We start from the raw sequence: 17,169 nt of genomic DNA, 5'->3' as shown, positions 1-17,169 counted from the left end.
CAGGCGGTAGCCCCAGCGGTAGGAGCCGGCGCCGATGCGGTGAGGTGGGGAGGTATCGGGCCCGCAGGCGCCGGTCCCCACCCCGCGGTGGCGGGCGTCGATCCACACGAAGCAGGTGTCGCGTGGGTGGAGGTCCTCGAGGTGGTCTGCATCGGCCATCTCCTGGTCGCTGACCCGGGCGACGGTCACGTCGAGGTCGTCGAGCTCGTCGATGGTCAGCACCTCGGCACCAGTGGCGTCGAGGAAGCGAAGCCACCGGACCCCGGTGCGGTTGCCGTTCGCTTGCGGGTGGACGTAGGCCACGCCCCAGCCGTCGACCGGCGTACACCAGCGCCCGACCCGGGTGCTCGCCCGCCGGTCGGAGTAGCCCTCGTGTGGTCCGTCGCCCAGCCACTCCACGCTCTCGATGCCCGGCCCGAGGTCGAGGCGGACGCCCACGCGGGGGATGTCGTCGAGCTCGTCGACGAGGGCTACCTGGTGGTCGACCCGCAGGCCGCCGTCGACCGTGGTGGTCTCGGTCGCCAGCTCGGCCACCGACACGGCGTGGCGCAGGCCGAGCTGCTCCCACCGCTCGGCGTGCGACGGGCGGATGAAGACCTCGTTGTCGATCGGTGCCCGCCACAAGGCCAGCTCGGTGGGTGGCACCTCGGTTGGAGACCGCCGGGGCCGGCCGTGGTCCGGTGCCTGAGAGGGTCCCGGACGACGTGCCACCTCCACCTGCTCCCAGGCCACCTCGTGGCCGGCGGGTGCCCATGGCTGGTCGTTGCGGGTGCGGAACGACACCGTGAGGTGGGCAGCCTGGCCCGGCGAGAGATCGAGTGGCGGGAGGGGGATGTGCACCTCGGCGGACGCGCCGGGCGCCACGTCGAGCGGGGCGAGGGAGCCGGCGGCCACCTCGTCGCCGTCGACGGTCAGGGACCACGTCGCCTCGAGCCAGGCCAGGTCGACGAAGGCGTGCTCGTTGGTGATCTGCAGCGCACCGCGGCCGGCGTCGACCGCGGCCACCTGCACGGGCTGGACCACCTTGGCCAGCTCGAGCAGCGACGGGTGCGGCGTGCGGTCGGCGGCGACCACGCCGTTGAGGCAGAACGGCCCGTCGTTCGGCTGGTCGCCGAGGTCACCGCCGTAGGCGAGGCGCTCGGTGCCGTCGTCGAGCACCTGGATCAGCGCCTGGTCCGCCCAGTCCCACACGAAGCCGCCCTGGAGCCCGGGGTGGGTGCGAATCGCCTCCCAGTAGCGGTCGAGGTTGCCGCCGGAGTTGCCCATGGCATGGCCGTACTCGCACATGATGAGCGGCCGGTCGGGAGGTCGCCGGGTGGCCCACGCCACCAGGTCCTCGACCGGCGGGTACATCGGAGCGATCACGTCGGTCTCGCCCCTCGGCCGGGCCAGGATCTCCGCCAGGTCGGGCGTGCGCCCCTCGGTCAGCTCGACGAAGCCGTCCTCGGTGATGCCGCTCTCGTAGTGCACGGGGCGGGAGGGATCCCACGACCGCAGCCAGGCGGCAGCGGCGTGGTGGACGGGCCCCACCCCGCACTCGTTGCCGAGCGACCACATGATGATCGACGGGTGGTTCTTGTCGCGCTCCGCCATGCGGGTGACGCGCTCGAGGATCGCCGGGCTCCATCGCTGGTCCTTGGTGAGGCTGCGCAGGTGGGCGTGGGTCTCGACGTTGGCCTCGTCGACGACGTAGAGGCCGAGGCGGTCGCACAGGTCGTAGAGCACGGGGTCGTTGGGGTAGTGAGAGGTGCGCACCGCATTGAGGTTGTGCTGCTTCATCAGCACCAGGTCGCGCTCGATCGACTCGTCGGTCACGGCCTTGCCGGTGCGGGCATCGTGGTCGTGGCGGTTGACGCCCTTGATCAGGATCGGCTGCCCGTTCACCAGCAGCTCGTGGCCGCGGACCTCCACGCGCCGGAAGCCGACGGCGAGGCGCACGGTGTCGACCTCGCGGCCGCTCTCGTCGAGCAGAGTCACGTGCAGGTCGTGAAGGGTGGGCACCTCGGCCGACCACGGCGCGACCCCGGCGACGGTTCCCCCCAGGGTCGTCCCCCGGCTCTCGAAGGCGAACAGGTTCACCAGGTGGTTGGTGGGGTGCTCGAAGCGCACGTCGCCGGCGAGCGACAGCCCGGCGCAGTCGACCCGCACCGCCCACCCCTTCGGTCCGTGGCCGGGGGCGTCGACGTTGATGTGGACGTGCAGGTGGCCGTCACCGGTGGTGGGGTCGAGGTCGGCCACCGCGTGGACGTCGGCGATGTGGACGGGCAGGGTGGCGCGGAGCAGCACGCGGCGGTGGAGGCCGGCGTGGTACCAGTGGTCCTGATCCTCGAGGTAGGTGGCATCCGACCAGCGCACCACGGTGAGGGCCAGCTCGAACGGACGGCCCGGCTCGACGACGTCGGTGAGGTCGTACTCCTGTGGTAGGCGGGAGTCCTTGCCCATGCCCACCGGCGCCCCGTCGACGTGCACGTACAGGACCGACTCGGCCCCCCCGACGTGCAACACGACCCGTTTGCCGGTCCACGACGTCGGCACGGTGACCGAGCGGCGGTGGACCCCGGTGGGGTTGTCGTCGGGCACCGCCGGCGGCGGCCCCGGGAAGGGCATCTGGGTGTTGGTGTAGTGGGGGTGATCGTGCCCCTGCATGGTCCAGCACCCGGGCACCTCGACCTGGTCCCAGCCATCGGTGGGGCGGGTGAGGTCATCCCGCTCGACGTCCTCGGGAAGGTCTCGTCGCAGGAAGGCCCACGCCCCGTCGAGGGCGAGCGTGTCGGCCCGGGCGAGCAGCGTCGTCATCGGGAGGCGGCCCACGCCGGTGACCTCTGGGCGGGCCCACGAGCGCGGTCCGAAGTCGTCCAGCGGCCGGGTCACGGCCGAACCCTACGGTCCGCACTCCGCGGTCTGCGTCTGGGCGGTGATCCTGGCAGCACTCCCGGGCCCTCCCCGCGGGGTCCGGTCTAGTGTCGCGGCCGTGACGAGCCAGCAGCGGACCGTGTCGAAGGCGGGTGTCCTCCTCCCGTCCTCGCCGGCCAGCGTGCCGCTGGCCCGGCGGTTCGTGGCCGACCACCTCGACGGCCGGGTCAGCCCCGAGCTCCGCAGTGCGGTGGTGCTGGTGATCAGCGAGATGGCCACCAACGCTGTGCTCCACGCCGCCACCGACTTCGAGGTCCGGGTCGACGTGTTCAGCGACCGGCTGCGCGTCGAAGTGGCAGACGGCGATCGGCGTGTGCCCGTCAGGCGGCAGTCGGACCTCGCCCAGCCGGGAGGGCTCGGGATGGTGGTGGTGGAGGCGTGCGCCACCCGCTGGGGCGTCGGTGATCGAGAGGGTGGAAAGGTCGTGTGGGCCGAGTTCGACCACCCGAACGGTGCTCCCTCGTCGGGTGACGGCACCGGCGGTTGATCCGCAGGGATCGGGCCGGCACCTGGGCTCAGCCGGGCGCGAGGACCTCCAGGGCGTGCCAGTCGAGCACGCCGGGGCCGTCGACTGAGAGCGGCTGGATGCACACGTGGGTGGCACCGGCCTCGTAGTGGTCCTTCACGCGGCGGCGCACCGCGGCCTCGTCGCCCCAGGCGACCACACCGTCGAGGAAGCGGGGCTCGCGGTGCTCGATCTCGTCCTCGGTGAAGCCGAGGCGCTTCCAGCTGTTGCGGTAGTTGGGGAGGGCGGCGTAGACGTCGACGGCCGCGCTGGCAGCGGCCCGGGCGGCGCCGGCGTCGGTGCTGAGCACCACCTTCTGCTCGACGCAGACCAGCTTGTCGGGCCCGAGAGCCTCGCGGGCGATGGCGGTGTGCTCGGGGGTGGTCCAGTAGGGGTGGACGCCGTCGGTCTGCTCGGCGGCCAGCTCGAGCATCTTCGGCCCGAGGGCGGCGAGCAGCCTCGGCGGAGGGTCGGCGGTTGTGGGCCCCCGGTAGGGGGAGGCGTCCATGGCGGCAAGGTACGACCGCATCTGGGAGAGCGGCTTCGAGTAGTCGAGCTTGCGGAGGCCGCTGACGAGGGGGGCGTGGCTCACGCCGAGGCCCAGGACGAAGCGACCGCCGGTCTGCTCGCCGAGGGTCTGGGTCGCCTGGGTCATGGCACCAGGGTGGCGGTGGAAGATGTTGGCGATGCCGGTGGCGAACACGAGGGACTCGGTGTGCTCGGCGAGGAACGCGATGTGGGCGAAGGGGTCGCGGGAGACGGTCTCGGGCAGCCACAGGGCCGAGTAGCCGAGCGACTCCAGCCGCTGGGCGAAGTCCCGTGCCTCGGGCGACGACATCAGGTCGGTGAAGAACCAGACCCCGGGTGTGGCCAGACGCTCGGCCAGCGAGCGGGGGGTCACGATCCAGCGTCCGGCACGGCCGCGTCGGCGAAGGCGGGGTCGCGCTTCTCGAAGAAGGCGGTGACCGCCTCGACCTGGTTCGGGCCGCCGATGAGCGAGCCGATGGTCGCCCGCTCGTAGGCCAGCTGCTCGACGACATCGCGCCCGGCGGCGGGGTCGAAGAGGCGCTTTGCGCCGCGGACGGCGTCGGGGCTCTTGCCGGCCAGCTCGCGGGCGAGGTCGAGGGCGGCGGCGCGGGGGTCGTCGGCCAGGCGGGTGGCGAGGCCGATGCGCACTGCCTCCTCGCCGGCCACCTTGCGCCCCGTCCAGGTGAGCTCCTTGGCCACGTCGAGGCCCACGAGGCGAGGGAGGGTCACCGTGGCCGTCATGTCGGGGGTGAGCCCCCAGCGCACCTCGAGGACCGACATCGAGACGTCGGGGGCCACGATGCGGATGTCGGCGCCGAGGGCGATCTGGAGGCCGCCGCCGAGGCAGGCGCCGTGGACGGCGGCGATGACGGGCACGGGGACCTCGGTCCAGACCCAGCACGCCTGCTGGGCGAGGTGGGTGATCCGCCCACCGGTGTGGCCGATGCTGGCGGTGCCGCCCTCGGCACGGTCGTCGCCGCCGGCCATGGCCTGGAAGGAGGCGAAGTCGAGGCCGGCGCAAAAGCCCCGACCCTCGCCGGAGAGCACCACTGCCCGCACCGAGGGGTCGGCCTTGAGGGCCTCGCCCGCCTCGACGATGGCGGTGAACATCGCCGGGTCGAGGGCGTTGATCTTGTCGGGGCGGGACAGGCGCACATCGGCGACCCCGCTCTCGGTCGTGACGCTCACTCGATCTGACATGGCCGTGAGCATAAGAGCAGCCGACGCCCTCCGGTCGAGACGCCTGCAGGGGCGGCAGCGACCGTGCAGGGTCAGTCGGGGCCGTAGCGACTGAGGAAGCGGTCCTCGGCCTCGGCGTCGCCGATGAGCACGAGGTCACCCTCGGCGGGGAGGGAGGACTGGGCGCCCGGGTTCGACTCGAAGTGGCCGTCTTGCACGGTGGCGACCACGGTGACCCCCGTGGTGTCGCGGATCCCGCACTCCTCGAGCGTCCGGCCGGCGAGCGCCGAAGGGACGGGGACGCGGAACACGTCGAGGCCCTCTGCCAGCTGGAGGGTGTTGTCGGCGGTGAGCATGTTCCAAAGGGCGTTGGCGCCGGTGGACGCGTAGGAGAGGACGGAGTCGGCGCCGGCCCGGTGGAGGGTGGAGACGTTCCGGTCGAGCCGGGCCCTCGAGATGATCTGCACGTCGGAGCGCAGGCGGCGGCAGTAGATGGTCAGGTACACGTTCATGTCGTCGTCGTGGGTGGTGACCATCACGGTGGGCGCATCGTCGATCCCCGCCTCCTGCAGCACCGAGAGCTCGGCGGCGTCGCCGACGACGTACATGGCGGGGTCGCGGACGCGCTCCGGCTGCTGCTCCACGATGCGGTAGGTGATGCCGACCTCGGCGAGGGCCCTGCCGGCGGCGCGGCCGACCCGCCCACCTCCGATGATGATGACCGGCGCCCCTTCGGGCGCTGCCAGCCCGAAGGCCTCGTCGTAGGTGTCGAGCTGGGCGCGGGACCCCGCCAGGATCAGGATGCTCGACGGCGTCAGCACGGTGGTGGGACGGGCCACCTCGAAGTGTCCCCGGTGCCACAGCCCCGCCACCGTCAGGCCGGTGCGCTGGCGGAGGCCCGACTCGCTGAGCGGTCGGTCCGCCAGCGTCTGAGGCGCCGAGGCCTCGGCGATCAGCAGCTCCCCGAACTCGCCGATCACGCTGGTGCGGGCGTCGGGGCCGAGGACGCGCCGGGCCAGCGCCCGCCCGAGCATGTCGCCGAGCTGCAGCACCTCGGTGCACCCCGCCAGCTGGAGGATGTCGACCGAGGCGGTCGAGTTGGCGGTGGCGACGACGTCGACGCGCTCGGAGATCTCCCGGACGGTGAACGCGATGTTGGTGTTCGCCGTGTCGGGCTGGGTGGCGGCGAGGAGGGCGGCGCGCTCGACCCGTGCCGCCCGGAAGGTGTCGGGGTCGTCGAGCGCGCCGACCATCACCTTGTAGCCGGCGTCGTGGAGCCGGAGGGCCTCGTCGACGTCGCTGATGATCGCCGCGTAGGGGATCGAGGCGCGGTCGAGGCGGGCGATCAGCGAGTCCTCGATTGGCCCCACACCCGTGAGGAGGACGTGGCCCTCGAGGTCAGCGGGGAGGACGCGCGGCGCCCGGGCCTGCTGTCGGGCCTCCATCCACGGCACGAAGACGAACTGGATGAACGTGAAGGGAAGAAGCACCAGGATGAACATGGCGCCCGAGAGCAGCACGACGACGGAGAACATCCGGCCGAGGTCCGACTCGAACACGAGGTCGCCGAAACCCAGCGTCGACATGGTGACGAGGGTCCAGTAGACGGCGGTGGCCCAGCTGTGGTCCTGGCCCTCCCGCTCCATGAGGACGTGGAAGATGCTGCTGTACACCCCGACGGCGACCACGAGCACGAGCACCAACACGATGAGGATGCGGGCGTTGCGGCGGGCTGCCGGCGTGGCCAGGTAGCTGAAGATGAACCCCAGGGACTTCATGGCGCCCCTCGCCCTGCTGCTGCCATCCGGTCCACGTTAGGACCAGCCCGGGCGTGCGATCTGCAACGCTGGTCCACCATGACGACCGACCACGCCGCCCGGATCGAAGAGCTTCTCGACGAGCTGCTCGAGGAGCTCGATCCCAAGACCGTCGACCCCGTGGAGCTCCGCGGTCGCCAGTACGACCTCGGCTTGGCGTGGGTGCACTTCCCCGACGGCGAGGGGGGCATCGGCGCGCCCCCGAACCTGCAACGCCGAGTCGACGAGCGCCTCCGCGCCGCGGGGGCGCCCTCCATCGGGTCCCGGCACTTCTTCGGCCTCACCATGGCGGGGCCCACCGTGGTCACCCACGGCAGCGAGGAGCTGAAGGCGGCGACGATGCGACGGACCTTCACGGGCGAGGACGCCTGGTGCCAGCTCTTCAGCGAGCCCGGCGCCGGCTCCGACCTGGCGGGCCTCGCCTGCCGGGCGGTGCGCGACGGCGACGAGTGGGTGGTCAACGGCCAGAAGGTCTGGAACACCCTCGCCCACATCGCCGACCGGGGCATGCTCGTGGCCCGCACCGACCCCGACACCCCCAAGCACAAGGGCCTCACCTACTTCGCCCTCGACATGCACGCGCCGGGCGTCGAGGTGCGTCCGCTGCGCCAGATGACCGGCGAGGCCGAGTTCAACGAGGTCTACATGACCGACGTCCGTGTGCCCGACGCCGACCGCGTGGGTGACGTGGGCGACGGCTGGCGCATCGCCATGACCACGCTGATGAACGAGCGGACCACCATCGGCGGGGGCTCCGGCCCGCCCGGGCGCGGCTCGGGCGCCATCGCCGAGGCCGTGCGGATCTGGAAGGAGGAGGTGGCCGACCAGCGGCCGGCCGACCGCGACCGCCTCATGCGGACCTGGATCGACGCGGAGGTGCTGCGCCTCACCAACATCCGTGCCGCCCAGAAGCGCAAGGCCGGGAACCCCGGGCCCGAGGGGTCGATCGCCAAGCTCAAGTTCGCCGAGGTCAACATGGACATCTACGAGCTGTGCGTCGACCTCCTCGGTGCCGGTGCCCTGGTCGACTACGACTACACGATGCGGCGCTCCGAGCAGCTCGGCCTCACCGGCCCGGCCGGCTCGTCGCGCAAGATGTTCCTGCGGGCCCGGGCCAACTCGATCGAGGGCGGCACGTCGGAGATCCAGCGCAACATCATCGGCGAGCGGGTGCTCGGCCTCCCTGGCGAGCCCCGCGTCGACAAGGACCTCCCCTGGGTCGACGTCCCCCGGAGCTGACGCTCTGCCGTGCCGGTGGTCCCCGGCGACGGGCGGTGGAGGACCCGATCCGGACCCCGTGTGGGACCGGAGCCCGCGGGGTGGCAGACTGGACCGCCCGTTTCGAGCCGCTCCTGGAGCCCCCATGTCGTTCAACGTCGGCGATCACGTCGTCTACCCCCACCACGGTGCCGCTGTCATCGAGCGCAAGGAGGTCCGCGAGGTCTTCGGCGAGCAGGCCGAGTGCCTGGTGCTGCGCATGGCCCACGGCGATCTGATGCTGACCGTGCCAGTCACCAAGATCGAGGAGGTCGGCATGCGGCCGCCGATCAGCGTGGAGGACGTCGAGGACCTCTTCCAGCTGTTGGCCAAGAAGGACGTGCGCGAGCCCGGCAACTGGAGCCGTCGCTTCAAGAACCACCAGGAGAAGCTGAAGACCGGCGACGTCTACCAGGTTGCCGAGGTGGTCCGGAACCTGGCGCTGCGCGAAGCAGCCAAGGGCCTCTCCGCCGGCGAGAAGTCGATGCTCGAGCGGGCGCGCAGCATCCTCGTGTCGGAGCTCAGCGTGGCCCTCGACGTGTCCGAGGACGAGGCGCTCGAACGCCTCGCCGCCCAGCTGGCGTAGAGGCCGACCGCCAGCCTCTCTGTCTGCCCGGATCCCACGCCGTACCATGCGAGGGACGTGAGCAGCGACGTGAGCGACGGTGAGGACCAGGTCGACCGTGCGCCCGAGACCGGGCGCGACCTCGTCGCTGCCAACCGTCGTCTCGCCTACCTCGTGCGGGCCTCGGAGCTCCTCTCGGCGTCGCTCGACCACCGCGTCACCGTCGTGGCCATCGCCGAGCTGGCGGTGCCCGCCCTCGCCGACAGCTGCTCGGTGCACCTGGTGCAGGACCGGGGCCTCCTGCTGGTGGCGGCGGCCCACATCGACCGGGGTCGCCAGCGCGTGCTCGAGGGCCTTGCGGCGAGGCGTGAGCCCAGCGACGACGCCGTGGCCAACGAGGTCGCAGGGACCGGCCGGCCCGTCGTCGACGAGGCATCCCGGCGGGCCTGGCTCCCGCTGCATCGCCATGGCCGAACGCTCGGCGTGCTCTCACTGGCCATGGACGGCTCGCACCGCCCGCTCGGCAAGGCCGAGCTGCCGCTCATCGAGGACCTCGGCCACCGCAGCGCGGTTGCCCTCGACCACGCCCTGCGGTACCGCGCCCGGACGATGGAGGCCAAGACCCTCCAGCGCTCGCTCCTCCCTCCGTCGCTGCCGATGATCCCCGGCATCCAGCTGGCCGGCCGCTACCGCCCCGCCGGCGACGGCTTGCAGGTCGGTGGCGACTTCTTCGACGTCTTCCCCCTCGGTGACCACCGCTGGGGGGTGGTCATGGGTGACGTGTCGGGCAAGGGGGTCGAGGCCGCCAGCCTCACGGCGCTCGCCCGCTACACGGCCCGGGCGGTGGCGCCCGTCGAGGAGCACCCGAGCGGGGTGCTGCGAGCCACCAACGACGCCGTGCTCGCCTCCGACGTTGGGGAGCGGTTCTGCACCATGGCCGCCGCAGTCGTCGAGGTGGCCGAGGGGGTTGCCGTGGTCGAGCTGGCGCTTGGGGGCCACCCCCGCGCGCTGCTGCTCGACGCCCACGGTGAGGTGCGCCCGGTGGGCATCCCCGGCACCGCCCTCGGCCTCTTCGAGAACTGTGACCTCACCGACGCCACCGTCTCCCTCGGCCCCGGGGACGCCCTCGTCTTCTTCACCGACGGCCTGATCGAGGCGCGCGCGCCGGACGGGGCCTGGAGCGACGGGCTCCTCGAGGCGGTGCTCGCCAACGCCGCCGGAGAGGATGCCCTGGGGCTGGCCTCGGCGGTGGAGAAGGCGGTGCTGCGGTTCGAGGACGACGATCCCCGGGACGACATCGGCCTGGTGGTCCTGCGCGTCCCCACGCCGGCGGAGGTGGTCGTGGGCGAGGTGCTGCACCGCCGGCTCCCCACCGAGCCCATCGCTGCCTACGTGGCTCGGGGGATGGTGCGCTCCTGGCTCGAGCACCAGCACCTCCCCGCCGAGGTCGCCGACGACATCGTCCTCGTCGTGTCCGAGCTGGTCACCAACGCCGCCCGGGAAGCGACCGACCGGGTCGAGCTGCGGGTCTGGCGGACCCCGGCGGTGATCGTGGTGGAGGTCGCCGACGACGGCGAGGGCTTCATCCCGCCCCCGGACGCCGACCAACCGCCAGGGGCGCAGGCCGAAGCCGGACGGGGGCTGTGGCTCGTCCAGCTGCTCAGCCACGACAACCAGTTCAACCCGGGGCCCTGGGGCACGGTCGTGCGCTGCCGGTTCGTCATTGCCGTCTGACAGGTCCCGAGGGGGTGGGCGGGCTCGCTAACGTGGCCCGACATGCACCCCCCGGTCGTGACCTCCGCCGCCGCGGACCTCGTCGACCTCCCACTCGGCCTGCTGCGGGCCGCCACCGAGGTTGAGCAGGCGGTCTGCGGCGAGCCCGGCGGGGCGGCGTGCGTGTGGGTGCTGCGCCAGTCCGAGAGCGAGTGGCTCGCCCGAGGCGTCGACTTCCTGCTGGCCCGTCCGCTCAAGATCGCCATCATCCTCGTCCTCGCCCTGGTGGTCAGCCACCTCGTGCAGCGGGGTGTCCAGCGCTTCACGTCCAAGCTCGAGGCCTCGGCCACCCGCGCCCTGGCCCGGCCACAGGCCGGCGGGGCGACGCCGTTCATGCTCTCGGCCCCGCTCAACGCCAGGAGCAGGCAGCGGGCCGAGACCCTTGGTGTGGTGCTGCGCAGCATCACCAAGGCGGTCATCGGCATCATCGCCGCCCTCCTTGTCCTCGGCGAGGTCGGCCTCAACCTCGGGCCGCTCATCGCCGGCGCCGGGATCGTGGGCATCGCCCTCGGCTTCGGCTCCCAGACCCTCGTGCGTGACTTCCTCGCCGGCATCTTCCTGCTGATCGAGGACCAGTTCGGGGTGGGCGACATCGTCGACCTGGGTGACGCCACCGGCACCGTGGAGGCCGTCACCCTGCGGATCACACGGATCCGCGACGTGGAGGGGACGGTGTGGCACGTCCCCAACGGCGAGATCCACCGGGTCGCCAACTTCTCCCAGGAGTGGTCCCGCGCCCTGCTCGACATCGAAGTCGCCTACGACACCGATCTCGGTCGGGCGGAGGCGGTGATCAAGCGGGTGGCCGACGAGGTGTGGCGCTCCGACCGCTTCCCCGGCTCGATCCTCGAGGAGCCCGAGGTATGGGGTGTTCAGACCCTCGGCGCCGACGGCATCGTGATCCGGCTGGTGGTCAAGACCAAGCCCGCCGACCAGTGGAAGGTCCTGCGGGCGCTGCGGCGCGAGATCAAGGACGCCTTCGATGCCGAGGGGATCGAGATCCCCTTCCCCCAGCGGACCGTCTGGGTCCGTGGCGGGCCGGCGCCCGACGATGACGTGGCGCCCAGCGAGCCCACCCTGGAGGGGTCGGAGGGCTAGGGCGACGGCGAGGGCGCCGCCGCCGTCCTCAGCCGGCCTCGGCCTCCGGGACCAGCGTGACCTCGACGCCTGCGGTGTCGCCTTCCACCATCGAAAGGTCGGCGATGCGGCCTGCCTCGCGGACGTCGGCCTCGGCACGGCGGAGGGCGGCGATGCGCTCGGGGGCGTCGGTCACGACGGCGCTCGTCACGTCGGTCCGCAGCGACCGCTTGGCCTCGGTCTTGGCCTTGCGGACCTCACCGAGGGCGGCGGCGGCGACCTCGACCACGAGGGGGTCGCCGTCGCCGGCGAGCGCCCGGAGCTCGGCGGCGTCGGGCCAGGAGGTGGCGTGGACCGAGCCCTCGCGCCACCACGACCACACCTCCTCGGTCACGAAGGGGAGGAACGGCGCCAGCAGGCGCAGCTGAGTGGAGAGCGCCAGGCGCAGCGCCCGCTGGGCCGACGCTGCCGGACCGTCGCCAAGGCTGCCGTAGGCGCGGCCCTTGACCAGCTCGAGGACGTCGTCGCAGAACGACCAGAAGAAGGTCTCGGTGCGCTCGAGCGCCCGGGCGTAGTCGTAGGACTCGAAGGCGGCGGTGGCATCATCGACGAGGTCGGCGAGGCGGACGAGGACCGCCTGGTCGAGCGCCTCGGTGACGGGCGCGCCCTCGTCGGGCGGACCGCCCTCGCCCTCGAGCCCGAGCACGAACTTGGAGGCGTTGAGGACCTTGATGGCGAGCCGGCGCCCCACCTTCATCTGCCCCTCGTCGAGCGCGGTGTCGGTCCCCGGGCGGGCGCTGGCGGCCCAGTAGCGCACGGCGTCCGAGCCGTGGCGCTCGAGCACGTCGGCGGGGGTGACCACGTTGCCCTTCGACTTCGACATCTTCTTGCGGTCGGGGTCGAGGATCCAGCCGTTGAGGGAGGCGTCGGACCACGCCAGGGCGTTGTGCTCGAGGTGTGCGCGCAGCACGCTGGAGAAGAGCCAGGTCCTGATGATGTCGGGGCCCTGGGGGCGCATGTCCATCGGGAACGTGCGCTCGAAGAGGTCAGGGTCGTCGATCCAGCCGGTGGCGATCTGGGGGGTGAGCGACGAGGTGGCCCAGGTGTCCATGATGTCGGGGTCGCCCACGAAGCCCCCGGGCTGGCCCCGCTGGCCCTCGGCGTAGCCCGGGGGCACGTCGGTGGAGGGGTCGACCGGCAGGACCGCCTCGTCGGGGACGATGGGGTGGTCGTGGTCGACGGCGCCGTCGTCGGTCACCGGGTACCAGAGGGGGAACGGGACACCGAAGAAGCGCTGGCGGCTGATGAGCCAGTCGCCGTTGAGCCCCTCGACCCACGACTCGTAGCGCTGGTGCATCCAGCTCGGGTGCCACGTGAGCTCGGCCCCCCGTTCGAGCATGACCTGGCGCAGCTGGGCGTCGCGCCCGCCGTTGCGCAGGTACCACTGCCGGCTGGTGACGATCTCGAGCGGTGCGTCGCCCTTCTCGTAGAACTTCACGGCATGGGTGATGGGGGTGGGCTCGCCGACGAGCTCACCTGAGTCACGGAGCAGCTCGACGACGCGGGCACGTGCCTGCTTCGTGGTCTTGCCGGCCAGCTCGGCGTAGGAGGCCCGGCCCCCCTCGGAGGTGATGGCGTCGGGCGGATCGGCCTTGAGGCGGCCGGTGCGCTCGACGACGCTGCGGACCGGCAGGTCGAGCTCGCGCCACCAGGTGACGTCGGTGAGGTCGCCGAAGGTGCAGATCATGGCCACGCCCGTGCCCTTGTCGGGCTGGGCCAGCGGGTGGGCGTGGAACGGCACCTCGACGTCGAAGAGGGGCGAGGCGACCGTGGTGCCGACCAGGTGGGCGTAGCGGCCGTCGTCGGGGTGGGCGACGAGGGCGACGCACGCCGGCAGCAGCTCGGGGCGCGTGGTCTCGATGAGCACGGGGTCGCCGGTGGTCGTGGACCGGAACCCGTATCGGTGCATGGCGCCGCTGACCTCACGGTCCTCGAGGTCGGCCTGGGCCACCGCGGTGAACCGGACGTCCCAGAGGGTGGGGGCCTCGGTGGCGTAGGCCTCGCCCCGGGCAAGGTTTCGGAGGAAGGCCCGCTGGCTGGCGCGCTGGGCCCGCTCGCCGATGGTCGCGTAGGTGAGTGCCCAGTCGACGCTGAGGCCGACCTGCCGCCACACGTCCTCGAAGACCTGCTCGTCCTCGGTGGTCAGCTGCAGGCACAGCTCCACGAAGTTGGGGCGGGAGCAGTGCACGGCGTGCTTCGGGTCGGGCGCCTCGGGCGGCCGGAAGTCGGGGTCGTAGGCCATGGCAGGGTCGCAGCGCACCCCGAAGTAGTTCTCGACCCTGCGCTCCGTGGGCAGGCCGTTGTCGTCCCACCCCATCGGGTAGAAGACGGCCATGCCGCGCATGCGCCGGTAGCGGGCGATGCTGTCGGTCTGGACGTAGCCGAACACCGAGCCCATGTGCAGCGACCCACTGACCGTCGGCGGGGGCGTGTCGATCGAGAAGATCTCGTCCCGCGTCCGGGTGCGGTCGAAGCGATAGGTGCCCTCGGCCTCCCAGCGGCCGGACCACTTCGCCTCGAGCCCGTCGAGCGTGGGCTTGGCGGGGACGTCGGTCATGGCGGGCCAGGCTACCGGCCGGCTCGACGCCCTCAGAATGGCCTTTCGGGCGCCGGGGACACGCTCGGTAACCTCGGTGCGTGCTGCACCTCCACGACACCGCCACCGGGACCGTGCGTCCCCTCGAGCTCCGCCGCCCCGGCGAGGTGGCGATGTACGTCTGCGGCGTCACCGTCTCCGACGTCCCCCACGTGGGCCACGGGCGCTTCACCCTGGTGTGGGACGTCCTGCGTCGCTACCTCGAGTGGACCGGGCTGGAGGTCCGCTATGTCTCGAACGTCACCGACGTGGACGACAAGATCATCGCCCGGGCCGAGCGCGAGGGACGCAGCCCGGAGTCGGTCGCCCTCGAGTTCGAGGAGGCCTGGTACCGCACCATGGACCGCCTCGGCGTTCGCCGGCCCGACGACGACCCCCACGCCACGGCCTACATCGACCGCATGGTCGAGCTGGTGGGCGAGCTGGTGGCGAGGGGATCGGCCTACGAGACCGACGACGGCGTCTACCTCTCGGTGTCCGAGGTGCCCGGCTACGGCCTCCTGGCCCGCCAGGACCTCGACTCGCTCCGCTCGGGCGCCCGCATCGACGTCGACGAGGCCAAGCGGTCACCCCTTGACTTCGCCGTCTGGAAGAAGGCCAAGCCCGGCGAGCCCTCGTGGCCGTCGCCCTGGGGCCCGGGGCGGCCCGGCTGGCACACCGAGTGCGTGGTCATGAGCCTCGACCTGCTGGGCGACGGCTTCGAGCTCCACGGCGGCGGCCTCGACCTCGCCTTCCCCCACCACGAGAACGAGCGAGCCCAAGCCGTGGCCGTCGGCCGCGAGTTCGCCCGGTTGTGGGTGCACAACGGCCTCGTCACCGCCAGCGGCGGCGAGAAGATGGGCAAGTCGCTGGGCAACACGACCGACCTCGCCACGCTCCTGCGACAGCACGACCCACGGGCCTACCGGCTCCTGGTCCTGCGGGCCCACTACCGCACGCCGCTGACGGTCACCGACACCGAGATGGCCGATGCCAGCGCTGCCCTCAAGCGCCTCGACACCGTCGTGCGGCGCGCCGCGGAGTCGGGCCTGCCGGAGGGCGAGGCCGAGGTCGAGGTCATCGAGCGCTTCCGCGGGTTCATGGACGCCGACCTCAACAGCCCACCCGCGATGGGCCTGCTCTTCGAGCAGGTCCGCCGGGCCAACACCACCCTCGACACCGACGACGACGACTCGGCGGCAGCGGCCCTGGCCAACATCCGGGCCATCACCGCGGCGGTGGGCATCGAGCTGGCCGAGGCTGCCTCCGCCCTCCCCGACGACGTGGTCGCCACCGCTCGTCGCCGGGACGAGGCCCGTGCCGCCAAGGACTGGGCCGGCGCCGACGCCGCGCGCGACGCGCTGATGGCCTCCGGCTACGTGGTCGAGGACACCCCCGACGGCACCCGCGTGCGGCGAGCCTGACGGGTCCCGTCGCGCTCCGCTACGGGAGCGTGATCCGGGTGGCGGGGAGGACGGCGCCGCCGATGTTGACCTCGACGCCGTCGTCCTCGGGGGCGGGAGCGGGCTCGTCGCCCACGGTGGTGTCGCCCACGGTGAGGCCGGCGCCTTCGTCGCTGAGGGTCGTGCTGACGCTGAGGGGACCGGCGGTGAGGCCGGCGGACACCTCAGCGACGGGCTCGCCGTCGGCGGGCGGCTCCGTGGTGGACCCTGGCTGCGTTGGCACGGGAAGGGCCGCCTCGGGCCCCTGTTCGGCGGGGATCGGGGCCGCTTGTGGGTCGGCGCCGGGCTCCCGGGTGTCGGTCTCGTTGTCGTTGCGGGGCAGGTCGTCGGCGTCGGTCCCGTCTCCGGGAGGGGTCGGGGTCGTCGTGCTCGGCATCACGGCGTCGAAGCCGAGGCTCGGGGCCAGGGACGGGACGTCGAGCGGGGCCGGCGCCCTCTCGGCGGTGGCAGGAGCGGCGAGCTCGCGCTGCGGGGCGGTGGCGCCTCGTCCGTCGCCGGCGACCATGGCGCCGACGGCGCCGAGGGCGAGCACGCCTGCCGCGGAGGCGGCCACGAGCTTCTCCATCCACGGTGCCGGGTTGCGGACCAGCTCGGCGGCGCGGGCGGCGGCCGAGGTCCCAGGGATGACGGCGGCAGGGGTGACGGCGGCGGCCGGCGTGGCGGCGAGGGCGGTGCCGACCCGCTCGGCGGTGACCGCACCGAGGACCAGCGGGATCGGCAGCGCGATCCGGTGCAGGGCCGGGCCCAGGTCCTCGAGCTCGGCCTTGCGGGCCTCGCAGTCGGCGCAACCGGCGAGGTGCTGGTCGACCTTGGCCAGGTCTCGGGGGGAGAGGCCGCCGCCCACGTAGGCGCCGAGGCGGTCGACGGTGAAGCGGCAGCTCGGGTCGGTTGTGGCGCGGAGGTGGGCCTGCAAGAAGCGCTCCCGGAGGCCGGCACGGGCGCGCACCGCGAGCTGGGCGGCGCCGTTGGCGCTGATGCCGAGCTGGACGGCGGCGTCCTTGGTGGTGACGCCCTCGACCTCGGTGAGCCACAGCACCGAGCGCCAGCGCTCGGGGAGGTTGCGGAAGGCCTCGGCCACGAGTGAGGCGTCCTCGCCGTGGGAGAGGTGCTCGGCGGCGCTGGGGCCGACGGCGGCGACCGCGAGGAGGGCGGTCTGGTCGGTGGGACTGGTCCGGGCCGACCGGCGGGCGCCGTCGAGCGCGGCGTTGCGGGTGGTGCTCAGCAGGTACGACCGGAACGAGGCGCTGTCGTCGAGCCGCCCGGCCCGCACGGCGAGGAGGACCTTGGCGAACGCCTCGCTCACGGCGTCGGCGGCATCGTGGGCGTTGCCCGTGACGCTCTGGGCCAGGCGCCACGCAGCGGGGGAGTGTCGCTTGTACAGCTCCTCGAAGGAGCCGTCGAAACCGGCCACCACTCGGTCGACGAGATCTGCGTCGGTGATCATCTGCTGCCCCCTG

Annotated in this window: 12 protein-coding genes; 6 read left to right on the top strand and 6 right to left on the bottom strand. The window is 72.6% G+C overall.

Features of this window, described 5'->3' with window-relative positions; all coding sequences use genetic code 11:
* Positions 1–2,871: glycoside hydrolase family 2 TIM barrel-domain containing protein (locus VMN58_02230; protein ID HUF32010.1), on the bottom strand; the 2,871-nt coding region annotated here is incomplete at its 3' end.
* Between the two features lie 100 nt (positions 2,872–2,971).
* On the opposite strand from VMN58_02230, the gene VMN58_02225 reads away from it, so the two are divergent.
* Positions 2,972–3,400 (top strand): ATP-binding protein, encoded by a 429-nt coding sequence (locus VMN58_02225; GenBank protein ID HUF32009.1) that lies wholly within the window; start codon positions 2,972–2,974, stop codon positions 3,398–3,400.
* A 28-nt stretch (positions 3,401–3,428) separates the two neighbouring features.
* Here VMN58_02225 and VMN58_02220 read toward each other — a convergent pair whose 3' ends face one another.
* The 3 genes from VMN58_02220 to VMN58_02210 all read right to left on the bottom strand — a co-directional run bounded on the left by VMN58_02220 (position 3,429) and on the right by VMN58_02210 (position 6,903).
* Entirely contained in the window at positions 3,429–4,319 is an 891-nt protein-coding gene (locus tag VMN58_02220; GenBank protein HUF32008.1) for a TIGR03620 family F420-dependent LLM class oxidoreductase, read from the bottom strand.
* Positions 4,316–5,146: a crotonase/enoyl-CoA hydratase family protein gene (locus VMN58_02215; protein ID HUF32007.1), complete on the bottom strand. Its 831-nt coding sequence runs from the start codon at positions 5,144–5,146 to the stop codon at positions 4,316–4,318. Before VMN58_02215 ends, VMN58_02220 begins: the two co-directional genes overlap by 4 nt.
* Before the next feature lie 71 nt (positions 5,147–5,217).
* Complete coding sequence (locus tag VMN58_02210; GenBank protein ID HUF32006.1) at positions 5,218–6,903, bottom strand: NAD-binding protein; 1,686 nt, start codon at positions 6,901–6,903, stop codon at positions 5,218–5,220.
* Positions 6,904–6,981: 78 nt separating this feature from the next.
* On the opposite strand from VMN58_02210, the gene VMN58_02205 reads away from it, so the two are divergent.
* The 4 genes from VMN58_02205 (at position 6,982) to VMN58_02190 (ending at position 11,635) form a co-directional block, all read left to right on the top strand.
* Positions 6,982–8,181, top strand: a complete 1,200-nt coding sequence (locus tag VMN58_02205; GenBank protein ID HUF32005.1) for an acyl-CoA dehydrogenase family protein — start codon at positions 6,982–6,984, stop codon at positions 8,179–8,181.
* 124 nt (positions 8,182–8,305) lie between these two features.
* Positions 8,306–8,785 carry a CarD family transcriptional regulator gene (locus VMN58_02200; protein ID HUF32004.1) on the top strand — a complete coding sequence of 160 codons (480 nt, stop codon included), beginning with the start codon at positions 8,306–8,308 and terminating at the stop codon, positions 8,783–8,785.
* A gap of 57 nt (positions 8,786–8,842) precedes the next feature.
* A complete protein-coding gene (locus VMN58_02195) occupies positions 8,843–10,498 on the top strand; it encodes a SpoIIE family protein phosphatase (GenBank protein ID HUF32003.1) in 1,656 nt (551 codons plus the stop codon).
* Positions 10,499–10,540: 42 nt separating this feature from the next.
* Positions 10,541–11,635 carry a mechanosensitive ion channel family protein gene (locus VMN58_02190; GenBank protein ID HUF32002.1) on the top strand — a complete coding sequence of 365 codons (1,095 nt, stop codon included), beginning with the start codon at positions 10,541–10,543 and terminating at the stop codon, positions 11,633–11,635.
* 28 nt (positions 11,636–11,663) lie between these two features.
* On the opposite strand, the gene valS is transcribed toward VMN58_02190, so the two are convergent.
* Positions 11,664–14,231, bottom strand: a complete 2,568-nt coding sequence (gene valS, locus VMN58_02185) for a valine--tRNA ligase (GenBank protein HUF32001.1) — start codon at positions 14,229–14,231, stop codon at positions 11,664–11,666.
* 80 nt (positions 14,232–14,311) lie between these two features.
* Here valS and cysS point away from each other — a divergent pair, with 80 nt between their 5' ends.
* Positions 14,312–15,673 (top strand): cysteine--tRNA ligase, encoded by a 1,362-nt coding sequence (gene cysS, locus VMN58_02180; protein ID HUF32000.1) that lies wholly within the window; start codon positions 14,312–14,314, stop codon positions 15,671–15,673.
* Positions 15,674–15,692: 19 nt separating this feature from the next.
* Here cysS and VMN58_02175 read toward each other — a convergent pair.
* Positions 15,693–17,169: sigma-70 family RNA polymerase sigma factor (locus tag VMN58_02175; protein ID HUF31999.1), on the bottom strand; the 1,477-nt coding region annotated here is incomplete at its 5' end.

The organism is Acidimicrobiales bacterium (assembly GCA_035512495.1).
Taxonomy (GTDB): domain Bacteria; phylum Actinomycetota; class Acidimicrobiia; order Acidimicrobiales; family CADCSY01; genus DATKDW01.
Note: the sequence above shows the minus strand (reverse complement) of the source record. Positions and strands in the feature narration are given on the sequence as shown.

Excerpts from the sequence above, each read along its gene's own strand:
- VMN58_02210 (HUF32006.1), bottom strand. The coding sequence starts at position 6,903 with ATGAAGTCCCTGGGGTTCATCTTCAGCTACCTGGCCACGCCGGCAGCC.
- VMN58_02200 (HUF32004.1), top strand. The coding sequence starts at position 8,306 with ATGTCGTTCAACGTCGGCGATCACGTCGTCTACCCCCACCACGGTGCC.
- VMN58_02215 (HUF32007.1), bottom strand. The coding sequence starts at position 5,146 with ATGTCAGATCGAGTGAGCGTCACGACCGAGAGCGGGGTCGCCGATGTG.
- VMN58_02205 (HUF32005.1), top strand. The coding sequence starts at position 6,982 with ATGACGACCGACCACGCCGCCCGGATCGAAGAGCTTCTCGACGAGCTG.
- VMN58_02190 (HUF32002.1), top strand. The coding sequence starts at position 10,541 with ATGCACCCCCCGGTCGTGACCTCCGCCGCCGCGGACCTCGTCGACCTC.
- valS (HUF32001.1), bottom strand. The coding sequence starts at position 14,231 with ATGACCGACGTCCCCGCCAAGCCCACGCTCGACGGGCTCGAGGCGAAG.